Origin of the sequence: Abyssibacter profundi, from assembly GCF_003151135.1 — a bacterium.
Lineage (GTDB): Bacteria > Pseudomonadota > Gammaproteobacteria > Nevskiales > OUC007 > Abyssibacter > Abyssibacter profundi.
Window position 1 is genome coordinate 1 of sequence record NZ_QEQK01000005.1, and the last position, 20,255, is coordinate 20,255.

17 protein-coding genes are annotated in these 20,255 nt (G+C 63.9%); 7 read left to right on the forward strand and 10 right to left on the reverse strand.

Annotation, left to right across the window (positions count from 1 at the left end):
- Positions 1 to 246: 246 nt before the first annotated feature.
- From DEH80_RS05775 to DEH80_RS05800, 5 genes are all read right to left on the reverse strand, one after another.
- Positions 247 to 426: a DUF5615 family PIN-like protein gene (locus DEH80_RS05775; protein WP_243412772.1), complete on the reverse strand. Its 180-nt coding sequence runs from the start codon at positions 424 to 426 to the stop codon at positions 247 to 249.
- Positions 427 to 446: 20 nt separating this feature from the next.
- Positions 447 to 674 carry a DUF433 domain-containing protein gene (locus tag DEH80_RS05780; RefSeq protein WP_109719543.1) on the reverse strand — a complete coding sequence of 76 codons (228 nt, stop codon included), beginning with the start codon at positions 672 to 674 and terminating at the stop codon, positions 447 to 449.
- Positions 674 to 1,039: a helix-turn-helix domain-containing protein gene (locus DEH80_RS05785; RefSeq protein ID WP_207774491.1), complete on the reverse strand. Its 366-nt coding sequence runs from the start codon at positions 1,037 to 1,039 to the stop codon at positions 674 to 676. The genes DEH80_RS05780 and DEH80_RS05785 overlap by 1 nt, the downstream gene beginning before the upstream one ends.
- 946 nt (positions 1,040 to 1,985) lie before the next feature.
- Entirely contained in the window at positions 1,986 to 3,221 is a 1,236-nt protein-coding gene (locus DEH80_RS05795) for a multifunctional CCA addition/repair protein (RefSeq protein ID WP_109719546.1), read from the reverse strand.
- A complete protein-coding gene (locus tag DEH80_RS05800) occupies positions 3,218 to 5,119 on the reverse strand; it encodes a transglycosylase SLT domain-containing protein (protein WP_165831318.1) in 1,902 nt (633 codons plus the stop codon). The genes DEH80_RS05795 and DEH80_RS05800 overlap by 4 nt, the downstream gene beginning before the upstream one ends.
- Before the next feature lie 128 nt (positions 5,120 to 5,247).
- Between DEH80_RS05800 and DEH80_RS05805 the strand changes: the two genes are divergently transcribed.
- Entirely contained in the window at positions 5,248 to 6,045 is a 798-nt protein-coding gene (locus tag DEH80_RS05805) for a sulfite exporter TauE/SafE family protein (RefSeq protein WP_207774492.1), read from the forward strand.
- Between the two features lie 131 nt (positions 6,046 to 6,176).
- A complete protein-coding gene (locus DEH80_RS05810; protein ID WP_133249129.1) occupies positions 6,177 to 7,466 on the forward strand; it encodes a peptidoglycan-binding domain-containing protein in 1,290 nt (429 codons plus the stop codon).
- A 21-nt stretch (positions 7,467 to 7,487) separates the two neighbouring features.
- Here DEH80_RS05810 and DEH80_RS05815 read toward each other — a convergent pair whose 3' ends face one another.
- A complete protein-coding gene (locus DEH80_RS05815) occupies positions 7,488 to 7,895 on the reverse strand; it encodes a DUF1499 domain-containing protein (protein ID WP_109719550.1) in 408 nt (135 codons plus the stop codon).
- Positions 7,895 to 8,872 (reverse strand): hypothetical protein, encoded by a 978-nt coding sequence (locus DEH80_RS05820; RefSeq protein ID WP_109719551.1) that lies wholly within the window; start codon positions 8,870 to 8,872, stop codon positions 7,895 to 7,897. The genes DEH80_RS05815 and DEH80_RS05820 overlap by 1 nt, the downstream gene beginning before the upstream one ends.
- 116 nt (positions 8,873 to 8,988) lie before the next feature.
- On the opposite strand from DEH80_RS05820, the gene DEH80_RS05825 reads away from it, so the two are divergent.
- A complete protein-coding gene (locus DEH80_RS05825; RefSeq protein ID WP_165831319.1) occupies positions 8,989 to 10,134 on the forward strand; it encodes a glycoside hydrolase family 5 protein in 1,146 nt (381 codons plus the stop codon).
- Positions 10,135 to 10,169: 35 nt separating this feature from the next.
- Here DEH80_RS05825 and DEH80_RS05830 read toward each other — a convergent pair whose 3' ends face one another.
- Positions 10,170 to 10,841, reverse strand: a complete 672-nt coding sequence (locus tag DEH80_RS05830; protein WP_109719553.1) for a GNAT family N-acetyltransferase — start codon at positions 10,839 to 10,841, stop codon at positions 10,170 to 10,172.
- A 41-nt stretch (positions 10,842 to 10,882) separates the two neighbouring features.
- Here DEH80_RS05830 and DEH80_RS05835 point away from each other — a divergent pair, with 41 nt between their 5' ends.
- The 4 genes from DEH80_RS05835 to DEH80_RS05850 all read left to right on the forward strand — a co-directional run bounded on the left by DEH80_RS05835 (position 10,883) and on the right by DEH80_RS05850 (position 17,309).
- Entirely contained in the window at positions 10,883 to 13,795 is a 2,913-nt protein-coding gene (locus tag DEH80_RS05835; protein WP_109719554.1) for a COG1470 family protein, read from the forward strand.
- An 80-nt stretch (positions 13,796 to 13,875) separates the two neighbouring features.
- Complete coding sequence (locus tag DEH80_RS05840) at positions 13,876 to 15,144, forward strand: metal-dependent hydrolase family protein (protein WP_207774493.1); 1,269 nt, start codon at positions 13,876 to 13,878, stop codon at positions 15,142 to 15,144.
- 280 nt (positions 15,145 to 15,424) lie between these two features.
- Complete coding sequence (locus tag DEH80_RS05845) at positions 15,425 to 16,945, forward strand: SulP family inorganic anion transporter (RefSeq protein WP_109719556.1); 1,521 nt, start codon at positions 15,425 to 15,427, stop codon at positions 16,943 to 16,945.
- Between the two features lie 34 nt (positions 16,946 to 16,979).
- On the forward strand, positions 16,980 to 17,309 hold the full coding sequence (locus DEH80_RS05850; protein WP_109719557.1) for a TfoX/Sxy family protein: 330 nt from the start codon (positions 16,980 to 16,982) through the stop codon (positions 17,307 to 17,309).
- Here the strand turns inward: DEH80_RS05850 and DEH80_RS05855 are convergent.
- Complete coding sequence (locus tag DEH80_RS05855) at positions 17,273 to 18,316, reverse strand: sensor domain-containing diguanylate cyclase (RefSeq protein ID WP_109719558.1); 1,044 nt, start codon at positions 18,314 to 18,316, stop codon at positions 17,273 to 17,275. The two genes, DEH80_RS05850 and DEH80_RS05855, sit on opposite strands and share 37 nt — an antisense overlap.
- Before the next feature lie 110 nt (positions 18,317 to 18,426).
- Positions 18,427 to 20,244: a translational GTPase TypA gene (gene typA / locus DEH80_RS05860; protein ID WP_109719559.1), complete on the reverse strand. Its 1,818-nt coding sequence runs from the start codon at positions 20,242 to 20,244 to the stop codon at positions 18,427 to 18,429.
- Positions 20,245 to 20,255 lie beyond the last annotated feature (11 nt).

The window sequence follows — 20,255 nt, forward strand, 5'->3', positions numbered from 1 at the left end:
TCAGCCGGCGCTACATGAGTGCCGAAAGCCTGCAGGCCAATTGCAACGCCGATGACGGCGAGGCACTCTACCTACCGGCTGCATGAAGCCATGCCTCAGACTGCCAACGGGCTCGGTGGCTTCTTACACCACGTCCGGGGACACGACCGGTATTTGTTGCAGAGAGAGCAATAGGGGACAGACCAAGAGAGAGCAATAGGGGACAGACCACGTTTTCTGGAAGTGCTTTAAACCGTGGTCTGTCCCCTATTTCGCGTGGAAGTCCGAATCCAGCGTCACGATGGCAAAGCCGTTGTCCTTGGCGTACTGCCAGATCGCCCGATCATCGGCGGTATCCAGATTGAGCAGCGCTACCTGACTGGAGCCGGGAAACAGGGGCTCCAGGGCAGGCAGCATCCGGCGCGACAGATTCTGATCCAGCAGCACCTTCAACGAGGACTTTTCCTTTAGCTGCTGTGAATCGCCGTCAACTGATGCTCGCGCTTGGCCGCAAAGGCCAGGCAGGCGCGGATGTCCTCCACGGCCAACTCCGGATAGTCGGCCAGGATGTCGGCCTCGCTCATCCCCTGGGATAGCCAGTCCAGCACGTCATACACGGCGATGCGCAGGCCCCGGACGCAGGGCTTGCCGCCGCGCTTGCCGGGCTCGAGCGTGATGCGAGATTGATAGTCCATCAGGCTGCCTCCGCGCCGTTTTGGGCCAGTAATGGGAAGCGATTCTTGAGGTTCGCCAGGTCCAGAATTTTTTTGGCCAGATGCTCTTCCGGCTCGGTCAGATGATCCAGCGCCTCGAAGCGACGTAAGAATTCCCGATCCTGGATATTGATCGATGCCGGTTGGCCCTTGGCCTCGAAGGCTAGGTCGTCAAGCGTCACGTCGAACACCGCGGCCATCTTGATCAGCACCTCGGTGGGCGGCAGATTGCCCCCGCGCTCGTAGGCGAACACTTGTTTTTGATGCACCCCCACGCGCTCGCCCAACTCGACTTTTGACCAGCGGCGGTCTTGGCGTATCTGCCGAATCCGGTCAACAACTGGCATGGCGCTGCTCTCGGTCATCGAAAAGACAGTTTCGAACGCTCAACTCGCCATATTGCCTTCCTCCTGCTAGGCAGCGTAGCCCTCGACTATTAACGTGTCCAGCGTATCTCCTTAGGCTACACGCGACTCACTTTCTGCCCACCGGCAGGCCGCAGAGGGCAGCACATCGCCTGGATTGAAAGGTTGAAAGGTCGGGGGCAGCGTCGGCTAGCAATAGGGGACAGACCACGTTTTCTGGAAATGCTTTAAACCGTGGTCTGTCCCCTATTTCGGTAATTTCGATCTCGGCGTAAAGTTGCTTATCTTTCTATCTTGACGCCGGCCAATGAATAGTGCCCTGCAAGCACAGAAAAAAATACCGACCTAATAAAGTAAAGATAAAAAAGAAAGCTATACTCTTTTGGCGTCGAAACGGCTCCACTTCTCGTTACATACTGACCTTCAGATATGATGTTAAACGCATGATTCGCAAAATAAAGTGCCACCAGCAGAAAGAATATTTTTAGCGGAACGGCGTAACGCATTGCAATCTTGAACGACAGGATCTTCGTTTTCATTTTAATTGAGCTTCAAGCCTCATCCATGAAGGATTGGTATTCATAGTTCTTGGGGAGCTGGATCAGCGGGAGATTGACTGCCCTCGGCGGCCGAACTCAGAGAATCACGGACGACCGTGTCAGCCAACTCCAGCGGTAAAGGGGGGGCGCCCTTTACGTGGAAGTTGGCTCGGCGTCCCCCCTTGGCGATTCCGGCCAGCCCTGTAAGCCGGAAGTCAACGGGCACAGGAGTTTGTTCTAAAAACCGCACTCTGTCCCCTGTTCCTGCGGATTACCTTGTTCCTCTCGTGACGGCTTTCCCGCTGCCTACAGCCGTTGGTACTGGGCTTGGAGATTGAGATTGCGCGGTGTGGCGCACATGAGCGCCATGAACGGGCGCTGACCCGGGTTCAGCCTGCCGGATAGTCGGCACGCGCGGTTTCGATGGCCCGCTTGCGTCGACGGGACAGCTCTTGACCAAAGGCGGGCCCCTGGTGCCCGGCTTCGGCGATCTCCCGTGTGCTGACGCTGCTGGCGGCATCGAACATGGCGGCCAGGTAGGCCGCCTGCGGGTAGTCCCTGTCCTCGAAGCCGGTGCGGCCGCGTGCATCGGCTTCGCAGGCCTGCATGAACTGTTCGACCCGCTCCGGTCGGCGGAATGCATCAAGACGCTCTAATAGACGCAGAACGGTTTCGGGGCGTAGTTCGAGCGCGCGGTGGGCGTTGAGGTGTTCGCGTGTGACCAGGATAGCCAGGTCGCGGCAGCTGTTGGGAACCTTGAGGCGCTCGCAAAGTGCCCGCGTCAACGGGACGCCGGCGGCTTCGTGGCCGCGGTGGCTGGGCAGGATATCGGCCGGTGTGATGCCCTTGCCTAGATCGTGGCAAAGGGCTGCGAAGCGGACTTCCAACGGGTGGTCCAGCCGGGCGGACTGCGCCAGCACCATCATCAAATGGACGCCGCAGTCGATCTCCGGGTGGTGCTTCGGCGGTTGCGGCACACCGAACAGGGCGTCGACTTCTGGAAACAGCACGGCCAGGGCGCCGCAGTCCCGCAGCGTTTCGAAATAGCGCTGTGGTGCCGGTGACATCAGGGCGCGTCGAGTTTCTTGCCACAGCCGTTCGGCGGCCAGGGTGTCCAGTTCGCCGCTGGCGCTGAGCTGGCGCATGACCTCTCGCGTCTCGTCGGCCACTTGGAAGTCCCAGGGGGCGAGCTCCGCCATGAAGCGGGCGGCGCGCAGCACGCGTAGCGGGTCTTCTACAAACGCGGGCGACACATGCCGCAGGATGCGGGCCTGAAGATCGGCTTCGCCGCCATAGGGGTCGACACGCTGACCGTTCTGCGCCTGGGCAATGGCATTGACGGTGAAGTCGCGGCGGCGCAGGTCCTCTTCCAGTGTCACGTCGGGTGCGGCGTGAAATTCAAAGCCGTGGTACCCCCGACCGGACTTGCGCTCGGTGCGCGCCAGTGCGTACTCCTCCTGTGTCTCAGGATGGAGAAAGACGGGGAAATCCTTGCCAACGGGACGATAGCCCTGGGCCAACAGCGCCTCAGGTGTGCTGCCCACGACCACCCAGTCGCGCTCGTGCACCGGGCGGCCGAGCAGCGCGTCACGGACCGCGCCGCCGACCAGCCAGGTCTCAGTCACTCAGCAACCTCGGTCTCGGCTTCGATATCGCCCAGGCGCAGGCTCACACGCATCGGATGGCCGGTGCGCTGCCAATGGAACCCCGTGGCGTGCTTCAAGACTTTTTGGACATAGTCGCGCGTGGCATTGAACGGGATGTTCTCCGCCCAGATGGCAGTTTCGATGGGGTAGTCCGGCTTCCAGCGGTCGACCCGGTGCGGGCCGGCGTTATACGCCGCCGCAGCCAGCGCCAGGCTGCCGTCGTAGCGTTCCAGTAACTGCGCCAGATAGCGGGTGCCCAGTCGCAGATTGATATCCGGCGTGTAGAGATCATCGACCCCGCCGTAGCGCAGGCCGTCCTTGCGGGCGACTTCGCGGGCAGTGGCGGGCATGAGCTGCATCAATCCGCGAGCGCCGGCATAGGAGCGGGCATCGCGCGCGAACAAACTCTCCGAGCGGGTGATGGCCCAGATGTCCTCTGGGGTGATGCCGAATTCGCTGGCCAGGCGAATGACCTCGTTGCTGTAGGGCAGGGGGTAACGAACATCCAGGTCGGCCCAGTACTTCGACTGGGCCAGGGTGATGATGGCCTGTTCATGCCAGCCCCAGCCGTGGGCGACGAGGGCGGCCTGCATCAAATCCTTGCGCTGCAGGTCTTTGGTGACCGCCTTCCATTCCTGCCGTGCTTCACGTGGGCGGTCGATGAGCCACCACTCGCGTGCGCGCACGGTGCCGGCCAGGCGGCGGAATCGGGCCTGCGCATCGGCGTCTACCGGCGCGCGGACATGGTTCATGGCGTAGGGCAGATCGAGTTCATCGGCCGCCAGATAGCCGTAGTAGCTGCGGTCTTGCGCCACTTGACGGAACCGATTGCGCGCCTGGGCTGCGCGGCCGGTGGCGGCTTCGGCGCGGGCCAGCCAGTACTGCCAGGTTTCGGATTCGCGCTGGTCCTCGGGCATGTCGAGAATCCAGCGGCGTGCCTGGTCCCAGTCTTGATAATAAAGTGCCGAGCGGACGCGCCATTCGCGTGAGGACGGCCCCAGCGTGGACGTGGGCACGGAGCGGAACATCGGGATCGCGCGGGCATCGCGGTCGTAGGCCAGCCCCAGTGCGATGTCCCGTCGGGCACGGACAATGAGTGACTTGCGGTCTTCGAAGACCTGCGAGAAGGCGACAATCTCGTCCCAGGCGCGGGCCGAGTCGAAGCGGGACAGGCGGTTAAAGGCCTCGGCCACAATGGGTTCGTCAGCCTTCGGCAACCGGCCGCTGCGGATGACCTTGCCCAGGTATCGGGCAGAACCCTGACGCATTTCCAGCCAGCTGTTGGCAAAGGCCCGGGTGCTGTCCTTGGCCGGAAGTTGTTTGACCAGGTAGCGCACCAGCCCCGGCTGGCCGGCATCAATGGCCAGCATGATGCGCTTGCGCAGCATCTCGACGGTCAGCTCGCCCTCGTCTTCCAACCAGTCGAAAACCGGGTCGCAGGCGTCTGGCTGACTCTTACCCACCACGTATTGCGCCCGGGCATCGGCCAGCACGGCCGGCTTGGGCTCTAGGCGGATGCGGGCGTGCAGGTAGTGACAGTTGAGCGTGCCGCGCCGGGTGGGCTGGTAGTGCTGATGCAGGCGACCCCATTCTCCGCGCTTGGGCAGACTCATCAGCCAGTCGGCACGGAAATCATCGGCCAGCGGCAGATCACCATGGCGATCCAGCCAGTCGATAATGGCCAGATCGGTCGCATCGCCCGGACTTTTCCAGATCTGCCGGCGCAGCAGTTTTGACTCGAGATACGGGTAGAGCGGGTGCTCCTTGAGCCCGGTGGGCAGCGTTGTTCGCTCGCCTGACTCAATGGCCTCCAATGCTTGCGCAAAGGCTTGTCTGTCGGCATCGCTCACCGCCTGGGCGGTGAGGGGCAGCGCCATCGCGGTGGCCACGGCCACCCCAATCAGTCGCCGTATAAGCCGGTATTTCCGCGGACACGTCATAGACCATCGCTTGCCGCTGACCGGGGTGAACCGGATACTCGCGGCGGGTAAAGAGGGCGTCAATATTGCTCAGCATTCTACTGATCTATTTATTCATGGGTACCGTTGCAGGGGTGCTCGCGGGGCTGCTGGGTATCGGCGGCGGTGCTGTCCTCGTGCCCGGCCTGTTGGCCGTCTTTGCGTTGCAGGGCCTGGATGCACCGGCCATGGTGCACCAGGCCATCGCGACCTCGCTGGCCTGCGTGGTGTTCACCGCATTGTCGTCCATTCGCGCGCACCATCATCGTGGTTCGGTGGATTGGCCGTTGTTCCGGCGATTGGCCCCAGGCTTGTTAGTGGGGTCGCTGGCGGGTGCGTTCATTGCCGACCTGTTCGACGGATTGATGCTGCAGCGCATATTCGGTGTGGCGGCCTTGCTCATCGGTTTTCGCATGGTTGTCCAGCAGCGCCGCGCCGAGGGACGCTTCGCATTGCCGGGCGCCGTGGGTTTGAGCACAGCCGGCGGGTTGATCGGCAGTCTGTCGGCGCTCATCGGGATTGGCGGTGGGTCGCTGACGGTGCCGCTTCTATCCGCCTGTCGTGTGCAGATGGTGCGTGCGGTGGGCACGTCGGCAGCCTGCGGCTTGCCGATCGCCGTCGCGGGCGTGGCCGGTTATCTGGTGACCGGCTGGGCCGAACCGGGGCGACTGCCGCACAGCCTTGGTTATGTGCTGTGGCCTGCGGTGCTGGGCATTACCGCCGCCAGCATGCTGGCAGCGCCCTGGGGTGCACGGTTGGCGCACTGGTTGCCGGCGGCCATGCTCAAGCGTGGATTTGGCGTGTTGCTCTGTGTCATCGGCCTGCGCTTGGCGTTGGCGGGGTGATGCGAACGGGGGCACCCAGTGGCGTTAGTGCGGAACCTCTCGAAGATTCAATGTGTTGTGAACGCTCCGCCGTCCATCGACGGGCTCTGTAGACCTCGCTATAGTCCCCTCAAGTTCATGGAGAACCGCTGATGGCGCGCGTTGAGGCGAGAACAACCCGGTCCTGCCTGATGGTGGTGGGTGGACTGACTGCCAGCCTGCTGATGGGGTGTCAGACCACGGATGGCTGGGAACGTGATGCCTCCGAGTGGAGCGCGGTTGAGTCCGGCTACCCCACCTATGTCACCTCGCGTGATGTGGCCGATCGCTGGCAGCCATCCAATGCGGTGCCCCCACCCCCGGTCTACAACCCCCAGGGTACGGTGGAGGCCTATGAACGTCGCGCATTCCCGAACGAATCGGCAACCTCGGCGCCGGCATTTGAGCCGCAGACCTATGCTCGGCAGCAAGAGGCGCTGACAGCCCAGCGTCTGGCGGAGCAGCAGGCGATTCGTGCGCGCCAGGCGCGTCGCGATAGCTTCTTCGATCGACACCTGGCGGATGTGCCGCGTCAGGTCAGCCAGCCGAGCGCGCGGCCTGTCGGTTATCGCCGCGAAGACATTGTGCGCGAGCCGCGCATGGTCGCGAGTCAGACCGCCTCGACGCCGATTCTGCCGGCAGCAGATGCCGACCAGCGCTACTCCGTGACCGGAATTCCGCCGATGCCCACCGCCCGGGCGGGTGAGTGCTATGCGCTGGTGCGCAAGCCTGCGCGCTACCGCACGGTGAGTCGTCAGGTGGAGACTGCACCCGGCCACGAGCGGTTGGTGACGCAGCCGGCCCGAACCGTGACCGAGACGCAGCAGGTCGTGGTTCGTGAAGCTTACGAAGAGATGCGCACGGTACCGGCCCAGTTCCGCGACGTGACCGAACGCGTGCTGGTGCGTCCGGCGCGCATGGTTTGGAAGCGCGGACGTGGCCCGATCGAGCGGATTGATCACGCAACGGGCGAAATCATGTGTCTGGTGGAAGAGCCTGCCGAATACAGGACCGTGACCCGCCGGGTCATGGTGCAGCCGGCGCAGGTCCAGCGCGTGACGGTCCCAGCCGAGGTTCGCAATGTGCCGGTACAGCGGGTTGTGCAGCCTGCGCAGGCGCAGCGGGTGGCCGTGCCGCCCCAGTACGGCACGGTACAGACCGAGGAGTTGGTCGAACCGGCGCGGCTTGAATGGCGGCCCGTGCTCTGCGAAACCAACATGACCCCCGGCATGATCCAGCGCCTGCAGCAAGCGTTGCAGGCCCGTGGATTCAATCCAGGGCCCATCGATGGCGTGATTGGTCAGCGCACCATGGAGGCGGTGAATGCGTTTCAGCGCGCCAATGGTTTGCCGGTTGATCGCTACCTGAACATGGAGACCGTGCGCGCGCTCGGCATTGCCTGAGGCGGCAACGGGCAAGCCCCGTCAGTCGGTGTTGAGGTAGGCGTCGCGAATCGCCTCGATGCGCGAGCGATTAGCGCCGAGGTCGGAATAGCCCAGCCGCGAGCAGGAGCGTAGGTGGATCACGCCTTCCCCTGGAACCGGCAGGAATTCAACATCGTCGACAAAGCCGAGGAGACGCGTCGAGAACTCCGCGTGCAGATAGCCCGGTTGTTCGGTGATGAGTTCGGCGCCAGGCCACTCCAGTAGCAGATCGGTAATGCGGCGCATGCTGGCCTGCACTGATTCCCGGATCGGCAGTGGCGCAATGGTGTGGCGGCGGCTGGTTGATTGGGACGACACGCACTTCGGCGCACGCGGGCAGGCCGCCAATCGTCCGTCTTGCACGCCGAGATGGTCAGGGCGTGGGGCGGCGAGTCGCAGCAGGGGCATTAGCAATCTCTCCGGCGCATGCCCGGTCCGGACCGACGTGGGCCATGCTCGGTACACGTTGCTTCATCGCGATCGTCCTCGGCCAGATACCAGCGATCCGGTGCGCGCGTCGACAGCCGTAACTCCAGGGCCGCCGGGTCATATTGCGTGCTGTACGTCTGCGTCAGGTCGTCCGGTACCGCAAACCCCCGATCGACCGCCTCTGCCGGGACCGGTAGGCGCAGGGCCTGAAGGTCTTCAGGCGCCAATTGGGGCGTATTATCCGGGCCAAGGGCGGCAATCAGCACCCCGCGCGGCTGACCGTCGACGGACACCATGACCTCCGCCTGGCGGTAGGTGCGTGATGCGCCGCTGCTGGGCATCGGGGTGCTCAAGACCTCGGGCCAGGGCAGTTGATGTCTGCGCGTAACCGGCGGCGGTGCTGCGTCGAGCTCGGGTTCGAGGGCCAGGGTCGGCGCGGCCGGTGCCGGGGCAGGCGCCACGGCCAGCGGCTGGGTCTGGAACCCCGGTGCGCGATCAGGAATCGGTGCCAGGGCCGGCCTGCTCTCAGAGCGGCTAATGCCCGGGGTGCGATGCAGCGCCGTATCGACACCGGTTTGCATCAGCAGCTGGTTGCCCTGGATTTGCGCCCGCACGGCCGGCCGTAACTCATCCACCGGATAGAAAAAGCCCAGTTCCGGGACTGCGTCGCCGGGGCCGAAGCCGAGCCCGGCCAGACGCGCGCCTTCGCCGGAGACGAGAATGTCGTCGTTCGCCGTCATGATGACCTCGGCCTGCCCGCGCAGGCCACCGTTCATCACGATGTCCAGCACGGCATCCACGCGATGATCGCCGCGGCTCGCGGGCAGCATCGGTTGGGCCGGTTGTTCACGAACCGGCTGGTCCAGCGGCTCGTTCAGAATCAGATAACGCCAATCGGCGTGCGCAGGCATCGCAAGGACGGCCGCCGCACCTACAGCCAGGACGATTTGTTTCATGTAATTCAAGCGCTTCCAGCGTTGGATTGCAGTGTATCAGTCGTCTTGGCGGGATGTTGTGCACAATGCCGTGGAGTCGCAAACCCGTGTGTTGCTCCCCCGTCCCCAGGATTCGCATGCTCTTCCATCGTCCGCGTCGTTCACCTCATCGGTTCTGTCACTGGATTGTCCTGCTGCTGGGTGCCGCCTCGCTTGTTGGCTGCGACCGATGGCGCGCAGACACCGCGCCGTCGCCTGCCCTGGTCGCCGCGCTCGCCCAGGGTGTCAACCTGTCGCATTGGTGGACCGGGCCTGCGCCCAATGCGGTGATTCGCTCGGCCCATGCCATGAGCCCGCAGGATCTGGCGGCCGTCAGGGCGCAGGGGTTTGGGCATGTCCGCTTGCCCATCGAACCGATGCGCATCTTCGATCCGGCCCGCCCGTCCGTGCTGCTACAGGACCGGCTGTCGAATCTGCGAGCCGATCTTGATCGCATCATCGCGGCCGATCTGGCGGTTATTCTCGCCATTCAGATGGATTCAGCGGCCAAGCAACGGCTGTTCGCCAGTGGGGGAAAGGCCTCGGTGCTGGCTGCGCAATGGGCTCAGCTGGCCAGCCAACTGTCCGATCTGCCCGTTGACCGGCTGGTCTTCGAGATTCTGAACGAACCCGAAATCGACAACCCCTGGGCCTGGGCGCCGATGCAGCGGCAGTTGCTGGAGACCATTCGCGGCGAGGCGCCACGTCACACGGTATTGGTCAGCGGCGCGCATTATTCCGATCCGGTGGACCTGGCCATGCTGGCCCCGCTGCCGGATCGCAATGTGATCTACGGCTTTCATTTCTACACCCCGCACAATTTCACCCACCAGGGCGCGGACTGGGGTTGGGAGATGTGGCAACGGATGCGAGATTTGCCCTATCCCAGCTCGTTGGACGCGGTTGCAGATGCTGCCGAGCGAGCCGACCCCGGCGCGCGTCCGCATGTCGAACACTACGGCCGGCAGCGCTGGACCCGCGACAAACTGGCGGCTCAGATCGAACTGGTGGCGCAGTGGGCCGGGCAGTACGACCTGGTCGTGCAATGCACCGAATTCGGCGTGATCCAACAAGCACCGGCGTCCGATAGGGCCCGCTGGTTGCGCGACGCGCGCGGGCTGATCGAGGGCGCTGGTTTCGGCTGGACGGTGTGGGATCTCACCGGCACGTTTGCCATTGCCAACCGGGACCAGGGGCAGCTGCGATTCGATCCACAGGCGCTGGAGGCCTTGGCCGCCCGATAGCGACCTTCTGCAGGCGCGATCGGCGCGGGCGGAGCTTAGTCAGAGGGCAGCGTCCGCCCCCAGAACCGCATGGTCTTGTTCGTCGACTGCACATCGCCGATATCCGGCCAGGCGTAGCGGCATTGCAGCGGCAGCGGTCGGTAGCCCCGGTTCTCCCAGAATCGCTCGTTGCCGATGTAGTGGGCGGGTCTGGCCGGGTGGGCGGCCGGACGCTCGACCGCGCAGAACGTGCAGTGCTGCAGGCCCAACGACAGGGCATGCGACTCGCGCTCCGCAAAGAATCCCAGACCGAGCCCCTGGCCGCGATAGGCCGGCAGGACGACGGATTCGCCAAAGTACAGCCATTCGTCCAGCGGGTGTCCCGCCTGCTGAAACGGCGCCTGCATGTCGGGCTCGGCGGCAGCCAGGGGCAGGGCAGTCGACGCACCGACGATCTTGTCGTTGTCCCTGGCGACAAGTACCAGGGCCTCTGCACAGTCGAAGTAGGTGGTCAGGTAGCCGCGCTCATACAACAGGCTGCCGTCGTAGAGATACGGCCATTCCCGAAACACGCGGATGCGGATCTGCGCCAACTCATCAACGAGTTCGCGCGCATCCGGGCCGGCTAGCGATTGGATTTTCAGGCTGCTCACCGCGGTATTTTCGCCGACGGTGCCGTCATGGGCCAGCACCGATGTCCGGTTCAAGCCGCGGTTTACGCATGGCATGGTTAACCCTAATCGTTCGAGATCCAGCACGGAGCGCTTTGATGTTCATCTCTGCCGATACGCGATTCACCTGCGGCCTGATCACCATGGCCTCGCTTCTCGTCTCAGCCTGCGGGGGTGGCGGGGGCGTCTCGGTCGACGACGGGTCGGCTGGCGATGTGCTGGCAGCGCCTCTGGGCGTCGAGACGGCCTGTCCGGCATTGAGTCTGTCGACCGCCCAGGCCGTTCCGGGTGCCCGGATCGACATGTCCGGCCTGCCCGACACCATGGGCGAGGCCAGTATCCGCGTGCTGGGCGAGGATGACGCCGGAGCGTCCGTCGTGAGCGGCCTGCTGCTGACAAGCCAGGGCGACGGATCGGCCAGTTTTGTCGTGCCGCTGCATCCGGCAGGGACCGCCGACGGTGGTGATGTGGCGCTGGAACTGGGGGACGGGCTGATGCACTGCCCGCCGCAGCCATTCACGATCTTGCCGCTACCGCAGGCGCCGGCCGACTATGCGGAGACGGTGCAGGCCACCCTGGCCGACTGGGTGCGTGCCCAGATTCGCGCTCTGGGGCTGGACCCCGACACCCTGGCCGCTGCCGATGCTGATGACCTGTCGGTGCAGGAGCAGGCGCTACAGCTGGGGCTACAGTTTGCCGTCGATGCCGACCAGGACGGCTCCTTTGCGCAGCAGGCATCTGCCGAGTCCGCCGATGGGGACGATCTCTTCGAGCGCTTGCTGATGGCCTCCGGCCTGGAGGCCGAGCTGCAGGCGCAAACCGATGCCGCCAATGCTTTGACCGGGACCAAGCTGCGTCCGGCTGCACCGGTTTGGAAGCGCCACCGGCACGACGATCACAAGATGGAGTGCGGCAGCCTGGAGTTCCCGCCGCGCGATATCCAGATCAACTCGGCCGCAGAACTGGCCGCGCGCATGACGGCGGTGCGCAACAGCACCTCGCGACAGGTGCTGGGTACGCTGGGGACATTGTTCGGCTCCAGCGAAGTCGCCAATGTGGGCGGGACTGGCGGTGCCTTCGGTAAGGGCAATGCGGTGGTGTTTGTCGTCAACACCGTCAACGAGGCCCGGCTGGCCAGCGAGCCGCAAATTTTGGGCCGTATGACCGTCATGGCAGATACCGTGATGACCGAAGACCGTCCGGATACCTCGCCGGGCCAGTGGTCGGCCGAGATCACCGCAAACGGCCGCGCATTCAATCTGGCCAAGGCCAGTGCCCAGGGCATCATCCAGGCCTTGGGGCTGGTGCCGGGGCCGGTGGGCACGGCGGCCACGTTGGGTGGTTTCGCCTTTAGCAACCAGATCAACGCCGAACTGGACCGGGTCACCCAGGACAGTTGCTTCCGGGTGCGGGCGGCCGAGTATGGCCCGGTGGATGTGACCGATGAGCGCTACACGGAGGCGTCGCTGATCGGCTCGACCATCGCCTTTACGCGCCATGATGCCTATGTGCCGGCGGACATCGGCGCCACCGAGCTGCAGATCGACCTCAAGTCGGAGGCCTTTGGCTCGGCGCGGACCATCCGGGAGCTGACGACGGTCACCGTCCGGGAGCAGATCATATCGCTGCTCTCCTCGGTCACGGTTGTGGGGCAGCCGGGCGAGACCGTTGAAATTTCGGCCACCGTGGCCAATTCGGAAGATGATCCGGCCGCCTTTACCGCCGAGACGCTGGGTGGTCGTGGGACCATCACCAACCGCCGATTCGAGGGGGACTTCTTCACCGTCACCGTCGAGACACCGACCGAACGCGAGCGCTACCCGGTGCTCGTGAAGTTCGTCAGTCAGAACAAGACCGTGCCGGCGGGCACCCCGCTGCGTGAGTCCATCGCCGAAATCACCCTGGACCCGACTGTCGAGATCAGTCCGTCGGGGGCCTGTCTATTGCCGGGTGGCAATCTGGCGTTGGAGGCGACGCTCAATGGATTCGATGAAACCGAACAGGCCGTGACCTGGTCCGCATCGGCCGGGCAAATCGTCAACGCGCAGGATTTGACGGCCACCTACGAGGCGCCGGGGTCGACGCAGTCGGTCACGATTACGGTTCGGGCGGATGCAGATCCGTCGGTGGAGGACAGCATCACCGTGACCGTGGGCAGCAGCTGTATCAAGAAGGTCTGGTACCCGGCGGCGGCCGCGTCGATTGCCGGCAACGGCACTTACTCACCCGGTGGCGATGGGTGCCCGGAAGACAACCATGACGAAGACCAGACGATGGAGCTGCTGGTCAATGAAAACGACATTTACACGCCGCCTGATGTGCCCCCCGAAAACGCGTTGTGGGCCAATCGGTCCGAGGGGTTCTCGGCCACCTACGGGCATCAGTCGACACGCTATTCGGTGGATGACCGTGGCAACGACGATCCGTCGGACGATGTGTGTCGAAGCATCAGCCTGACCGGTGATGTGGATGCCGACGTCAATTATCAGGGGCAGTCGGATGGGACGCTGGCTGCATCGTTCAGCCTGACCGGCTCCGGCGAATGCGCAACCTACGCCCACGGCGAAGTGGAATGTGTGAGCCCCGGCCTGCAGCAGGGCTTGCATGGCGTGTTCTACACGAACATCACCGCCGAGACCGACATGCGGCTGCTGGGGGAACTGCGTTGCGAGAACTTCCAGGGCAATACCAGCCTGGGGCCGCTGAATATCGTCATGACGCGATTCGAGGAGGGCCAGACGCCCTTCGAGCCCAGCGAGCAGCGGGGCACGTCGATCCGGGATCGCAATGGCAATCTGCGCAGCCCGCAGTTGTTCTCCGCCCAATGCGGTACGGGTAGCCAGGTTATTCCCATCGATGTGCCATTCACGCTCGACGCCCCGGCGGGCACGGAGGATCTGATCGTGTTCAACATCACCGGGGCGGCCTTCTCGGCCCTGCAGGCGCCGGCCAATGGCCAGTTCTCGGTGGGCGGCGACATGGCGTTCTCGGTGCGGTTCGTCAACGAATAACGCCGACCGCCCCCGCCTGATCAGCGCAGGCGGGGGCGGGTCTGCGATACTCCGGGCCTCACCCGGATACGATGGTTGTCATGCGCAGACTGCTGCTGCTCACCCTGTTACTGCCCTCGCTGGCTTCGGCCGAGACCCTGTTTTGCGAGTCCATGCTCGACGTGCGGCGTGGCCGTTTGGTGGACCAGGTACTCGTGACCATTGATGCGGGACGGATCGCGTCGGTTGAGGTCGGCGCCGAGGCGGGTGATGCCCGCGTGCTGGAGGGTCTGACCTGCCTGCCGGGCCTGACCGACATGCACACCCATCTAACCGCGGAGTTCGGCCCCAGAACCTACCTGGAACGGTTCCAGCTCAACCCGGCGGATTATGCGTTTCGTTCGGCGGTCTACGCCGAGCGCACGCTCATGGCCGGGTTCACCACCGTGCGTGACCTGGGTGACAGCTACAACGTCTCCATCGCCCTCAAACAGGCGATTGCCCAGGGGCTGGTCACCGGGCCGCGTATTTTTACGGCAGGTAAATCGCTGGCCACCACGGGCGGGCACGCCGACCCCACCAATGGGATGCGGGCCGATCTGCAAGGTGACGCCGGTCCCAAGCAGGGGGTGATTAACGGTCCGGCGGATGCGCGAAAGGCCGTGCGCCAGCGCTACAAGGATGGGGCAGATCTGATCAAGATCACCGCGACCGGCGGTGTGTTGTCGGTGGCATCCAGCGGACAGAACGCCCAGTTCAGTGACGAGGAACTGGCTGCGATTATCGAGACGGCCAAGGACTACGGGTTCCACGTGGCCGCTCACGCCCACGGCACCGAGGGCATGAAGCGAGCGATCCGTGCAGGGGTGACCACGATCGAGCACGGCACCTACATGGATGACGAGACCATCGACTTATTCAAGCGCTACGGCGCCTGGTACGTGCCCACCATCATTGCGGGCAAGTGGGTGGAGGACAAGGCGCGTGTGGATGGCTTCTTCCCCGAAGTGGTCCGTCCGAAGGCGGCGGCGATCGGCCCGCTGATTCAGGACACCTTTGGCCGGGCCTACAAGGCCGGCGTCAAGATTGTCTTCGGGACCGATTCCGGGGTGTCCGCCCATGGGGACAATGCCTGGGAGTTCGTCTACATGGTCGCAGCCGGCATGCCGCCTGCCGAGGCGATTCGCTCCGCCACCCTCAGCCCGGCCATCGTGCTGGGCCGCGAGGACCAGCAGGGGGCGATTGAAGCCGGGCTGGTGGCCGACATCATCGCGGTGCCGGGCAACCCGCTGGAAGACGTGGGTCTGCTCAGGGATGTGCGTTTCGTCATGAAAGATGGCGTGATTTACAAATCGCCAGACGCCAGCTGATCGACAGCCGGTGGCGGCCCGCCGCTTCGGCGGGCTGGACGCTGCCCCAGCAATCACCGACAATGGTGCGGCGCACAATCGCGGCGTAACGTGCTCATCAGTTGAGACCCCCGCAGCCACGCAACGGTGGCTGTCCGGGCGGGTCCGGCATCGGATCGGACCAGTACGTGACGTCTTACAGGACGCCTTCGGACGGGGCGGCTTGTCCAATCATCCTGCGGCCGGGCGGTGACAGCTTCACCGGTCCGGCCTGCTGCTGTTTTTCTGCCGGGAGTCTGTCTTGCTCAACCTGTCGCCTGCCGATCTCAAAACCAATTTGCTCAGTGGTCTGACCGTCGCCTTGGCCATGGTGCCCGAGGCCATTGCCTTTGCCTTGATCGCCCAGGTGTCACCGCTCACCGGTCTCTACGCCGCCTTCATCGTGTCGCTGATCACCTCGGCCTTTGGCGGGCGCCCGGGCATGATCTCTGGCGCGACGGGCGCACTGGCTGTCGTGATGGTCGCCCTGGTGGTCGAGCACGGTGTCCAGTATCTGTTTGCAACCGTGGTGTTGATGGGGCTGCTGCAGTTGCTGTTTGCTGCCGCCCGGCTCGGTAAGTTCATTCGGATGGTGCCGCATCCGGTGATGCTTGGCTTCGTCAATGGTCTTGCCATCGTGATCTTTCTGGCGCAGTTCCAGCACTTCAAGGTGCCGGCCGCCGACGGGGGCACCACCTGGATGGCGACCGGGCCATTGCTGCTCATGGGGGGGCTGATCGCCCTGACCATGGCCATTATTTATTTGCTGCCCAAACTCACGCGAGCCGTGCCGGCCACGCTGGTGGCCATTGTTGTGACGTCGGTATTGGTGATTGGCGTGGGCATCGAAACCAAGACCGTGGGTGACCTGGGCTCCATCAAGGGCGGCCTGCCGGACTTCGCAATCCCGGCCGTCCCGATGACGTTGGAGACGCTTAAGATCATCTTCCCCTACGCGCTGATTCTCGCCTGCATCGGCCTGATCGAATCCCTGCTGACGCTGACGTTAATTGACGCCATGACGGACACGCGTGGTCGATCCAACCGTGAATGTGCTGCCCAGGGCGCGGCCAATGTGGTCACCGGCTTCTTTGGCGGCATGGGCGGCTGCGCGATGATCGGCCAGAGCATGATCAACGTGAACAATGGAGCGCTGCACCGGCTGTCGGGCATCGCCACCGCGCTGTTTTTGCTGTCGTTCATCCTCTTCGGATCGGCTTTGATCGAGCGTATTCCGCTGGCCGCCCTGATCGGCGTGATGTTCGTGGTGTCGGAAAAGACCTTTGAATGGGGCAGCTTCCGCCTGTTTGGCAAGGTGCCCAAGCCGGATGTCTTCGTCGGCCTGTTGGTCGCTGGGGTGACTGTGATTGCCGATCTGGCGATTGCCGTGATCGTCGGTGTGATCGTCTCGGCGCTGGTGTTTGCCTGGCAGCATGCCAAGCGCGTTCGGCTGTCCAGTTCAATTGCGCCCAATGGCCGCAAGATCTACGAGGTCGAGGGCACGCTGTTCTTCGCCTCGGTCACGACCTTTGCCGAACAGTTTTCGCCGTCGGATGATCCCGAAGAAGTGGAGATCGACTTCCGCGGTGCGCGGTTAATGGATCACTCCGCCATCGAGGCTGTCAATGCGCTGGCAGAACGCTATGACCGCGCCGGCAAGCGGCTGACGTTGCGCCACCTCAGTCCCGACTGTGTGCGACTGCTGGACAAGGCGCAGAAGATGATCGAGGTCGACTACAAGGAAGACCCGCGCTACTACGTGGCGGATGACGCGCTGGCGTGACAGGCTGGCGCTTGGCCGGTGAGCTGGGGATGGCGTGAGCGCGTTTGTCGATTACCTGCATGAAGTGTTCGCCGAGTTCGGCGCCATCCGCATGCGGCGCATGTTTGGCGGCTACGGCGTGTATCACGCTGATCGCATGTTTGCGCTCATCGCCGATGACACGCTGTATCTGAAAGTCGACGCGCAAACCCAGGCGGATTTCGACGCATTGGACCTACCCGCGTTCGAATTTGCACAGCGGGGTCGTGTGGTACAGATGTCCTATCGGCTGGCGCCAGATGAGATTTTCGATGATCCCCAGCTGGCCGCCGAGTGGGCGCGTCGAGCCTATGGCGCAGCGGTGCGCGCGTCGGGCACGGGTTGATCGATCAGAACCTTGACCGGCGCGAGCGCCCGATTGCGCCCGGCCTGCTTGGCTTCCCGCAGGGCGTGTTCGGCCTGCTGGATCAGGCCTTCATAGCCTTTTCGCAAATCCTGCTGCGTTTCGGCTATGGCGATTCCAGCGCTAACGGTGACCACGCCGAGTTCGGAGCCCGGATGCGGAATGGCCAATGCTGCGATGGCTTGTCGTGCGCGGTTGGCCAAACCTTCGGCCTCTACGCGGTGAGTCAGGGGCATGACGGCAACAAATTCCTCGCCACCATGACGGCCAAGCAGGTGTCGCTGTTCGCGGCTTTGCTGCTCCAGCGCCTCTGCCACCTGGCCGAGCACGGCATCCCCGGCAGCATGGCCATGCGCGTCGTTGAAGCTGTGAAAGTGGTCCATGTCGTAGAGCACTAACGCGACGGGCAGGCACTCTCGTAGCGAGCGTCGCCATTCATAGTTCACGATCTGCTCAAAATAGCGCCGGTTGAACAGGCCGGTTAGCGGGTCGGTGATCGATGCCGAGCGCATGACCAATTCGGCTTCGAGTACACCACGCAAATCCTCCATGGCTGCACGTTCCTGATCGCTAAGCGTGCGGGCGCGTCGGTCGATCGCGCAGATCGTCCCCACCTTGCGCCCCATGGGGGATCGGATCGGGATGCCGGCATAGAACCGAATGCCGGGGTCACCCGTGACCAGCGGGTTGTCGGCAAAGCGATCATCTTCCAAGGCGTTTTCGACGACCATGATGTCGTCCTGGAGAATGACGTGCCCGCAGAAGGAGATGTCCCGCCCGGTTTCACGGACGTCGAGACCCTGGATGGACTTGAAGAACTGGCGCTCGTTGTCCAGCACCGAGAATGCCGTGATCGGCACCTCGGTGATGGTTTGCAGCAGGCGGGTGATCTGCTCAAAGCTGGCCTCGACCGGCTCGGTCGTCAGCCGCAGTCGCTCCACGTCACCCTGACGAATCACCTCGTCGGTCGGTAGTTCGGGCTTTTGCACGGGCAGGCTCCGCGAACCGGATGGTCCGCCCCGGTCGCCGGGATCAATGAAATGTCCCGGTTTAGCGGCCGGAGCCCGCTAAACTTTAGTCGTGGTCTAGCCCTCGCGGTTTATCCCTCACGGCTGGCGCGCTTGCGCTCGTGCTCCTTCAGGTGGCGTTTGCGCAGGCGGACGCTCTCCGGCGTGACTTCGACCAGTTCATCGTCGTTGATCCACTCCAGCGCCTGTTCCAGCGAGAGCTTCATCGGCGGGGTGAGGATGATGTTTTCATCGGAGCCGGAGGCGCGCACGTTGGTGAGCTGCTTGCCCTTGAGTGGATTGACCACCAGGTCGTTGTCGCGGCTGTGCTCGCCGACGATTTGGCCTTCGTAAATCGTCTCGCCGGGTCCGATCATCATCCGGCCGCGTTCCTGCAGGTTGAACAGCGAATAGCCCAGCGACTTGCCGTCGCCATTGGAGATCATGGCGCCCTTGTGGCGCTGTCCGACGTTCTGGCCACTGGCCTCGTCGAAGTCATCGAACACGTGGTAGATCAGCCCGGTGCCGCTGGTCATCGACAGGAATTCGGTCTGGAAGCCGATCAGTCCGCGTGCCGGCATCCGGAATTCCAGGCGCACGCGGCCGGTGGCATCCGGCGTCATGTTCTGCATGCTGGCGCCACGTTCCTGCAGTGCCTGGATCACCGCGCCTTGGTGCTCGGATTCCACATCGACCGTCACCTGCTCCCAGGGCTCCACCGTCTTGCCATCGACTTCCCGGGTGATGACCTGCGGGCGTGAGACGGCCAGTTCGTAGCCTTCGCGGCGCATGTTCTCGATCAGGATGCCCAGATGCAGCTGGCCACGACCCGATACCTTGAACTTGTCGGGGTCGTTCATCTGCTCCACGCGCAAGGCCACGTTGTGCTTGAGTTCGCGCTCCAGACGATCCTTGATCTGGCGGCTGGTGACGAACTTGCCCTCGCGGCCGGCCAGCGGGCTCTTGTTGACCTCGAAGGTCATGCTCATGGTCGGCTCGTCCACCGCCAGTGCGGGCAGGGCCTCGGGATGATCCGGGTGGCAGAGCGTGTCGGAGATATCGAGTGTCTCCAGGCCGCTGAAGGCGATGATGTCACCGGCCGAGGCCTGTTCGGATTCCACGCGGTCCAGGCCCAGATAGGTCATCACCTGCAGCACGCGACCACGGCGTGACTTGCCGTGGCGGTCGATGACGACCACCGGGTTGCTGGGGGCGATGGAGCCACGCTGAATCCGGCCCACGCCGATGATGCCGACGTAGCTGTCGTAGTCCAGCGTGGTGACACGCATCTGGAACGGTCCGTCAGCGTCGACATCCGGTGGCGAGACCTTGTCCATGATGGTCTCGAACAGCGGCGTCATGTCGCCGTCGCGTGCGCCGTCGTCCAGGCTGGCATAGCCGTTGAGCGCGCTGGCGTAGACGATCGGGAAATCCAGCTGCTCGTCGGTGGCACCCAGCGAGTCGAACAGGTCAAACACCTGGTCGATCACCCAGTCGGGGCGGGCGCCGGGGCGGTCGATCTTGTTGACCACGACAATGGGCTTGAGGCCCAGCGCGAAGGCCTTTTGCGTCACGAAGCGCGTCTGGGGCATGGGCCCGTCGACCGCGTCGACCAGCAGCAGCACCGAGTCCACCATGGACAGCACACGCTCGACCTCGCCGCCGAAGTCGGCGTGTCCGGGCGTATCGACGATATTGATGCGGTTGTCGTTCCAGCGGATCGCGGTGTTCTTCGACAGAATCGTGATGCCGCGCTCGCGCTCCAGGTCGTTGGAATCCATGACCCGTTCGCGCTGTTCTCCGCGCTCGGCCAGGGTGCCGGATTGACGGAGAAGCTGATCAACCAGGGTGGTTTTACCGTGGTCGACGTGGGCGATGATCGCGATGTTGCGCAGATTGGCGACGGACATGGGGACAGGGG

Coding starts and splice junctions, on each gene's coding strand:
- DEH80_RS05780 (WP_109719543.1), bottom strand. CDS start 674: ATGGACTATCAATCTCGCATCACGCTCGAGCCCGGCAAGCGCGGCGGC.
- DEH80_RS05785 (WP_207774491.1), bottom strand. CDS start 1,039: ATGCCAGTTGTTGACCGGATTCGGCAGATACGCCAAGACCGCCGCTGG.
- DEH80_RS05800 (WP_165831318.1), bottom strand. CDS start 5,119: ATGGCGCTGCCCCTCACCGCCCAGGCGGTGAGCGATGCCGACAGACAA.
- DEH80_RS05810 (WP_133249129.1), top strand. CDS start 6,177: ATGGCGCGCGTTGAGGCGAGAACAACCCGGTCCTGCCTGATGGTGGTG.
- DEH80_RS05815 (WP_109719550.1), bottom strand. CDS start 7,895: ATGCCCCTGCTGCGACTCGCCGCCCCACGCCCTGACCATCTCGGCGTG.
- DEH80_RS05820 (WP_109719551.1), bottom strand. CDS start 8,872: ATGAAACAAATCGTCCTGGCTGTAGGTGCGGCGGCCGTCCTTGCGATG.
- DEH80_RS05825 (WP_165831319.1), top strand. CDS start 8,989: ATGCTCTTCCATCGTCCGCGTCGTTCACCTCATCGGTTCTGTCACTGG.
- DEH80_RS05830 (WP_109719553.1), bottom strand. CDS start 10,841: ATGCCATGCGTAAACCGCGGCTTGAACCGGACATCGGTGCTGGCCCAT.
- DEH80_RS05835 (WP_109719554.1), top strand. CDS start 10,883: ATGTTCATCTCTGCCGATACGCGATTCACCTGCGGCCTGATCACCATG.
- DEH80_RS05840 (WP_207774493.1), top strand. CDS start 13,876: ATGCGCAGACTGCTGCTGCTCACCCTGTTACTGCCCTCGCTGGCTTCG.
- typA (WP_109719559.1), bottom strand. CDS start 20,244: ATGTCCGTCGCCAATCTGCGCAACATCGCGATCATCGCCCACGTCGAC.